We start from the raw sequence: 239 nt of genomic DNA, 5'->3' as shown, positions 1-239 counted from the left end.
AGTTGTTGATTACGCCTACGACCGCCAGGGCAACCTCCTCAGCGTCGACGACGGGCACTGGGCGCTGGCCTACGAATACGACAGCCAAAACCGCCTCACCGCCGACCACCAAGGCTGGGGCACCTTGCGCTACGGTTACGACGCCTGCGGCCAGCTGCAAAACCTGCGTCTGCCGGACAACAACCGCCTCACCTTCAACCACGACAAAGGCGGCCACCTTTCCACCGTTGAACTGAATG

At 61.9% G+C, this 239-nt stretch carries 1 protein-coding gene; it reads left to right on the top strand.

The features are described from left to right. Positions 1-239 (top strand): hypothetical protein (locus ACI77D_RS29445; RefSeq protein ID WP_407018120.1); only part of this gene is annotated, 239 nt, incomplete at both ends.

Origin of the sequence: Pseudomonas sp. O39, from assembly GCF_045447295.1 — a bacterium.
GTDB classification, from domain to species: Bacteria; Pseudomonadota; Gammaproteobacteria; order Pseudomonadales; family Pseudomonadaceae; genus Aquipseudomonas; species Aquipseudomonas antarctica_A.
The sequence above is the reverse complement of the archived record's forward strand: the minus strand, read 5'-3'. Positions and strand labels throughout refer to the sequence as shown.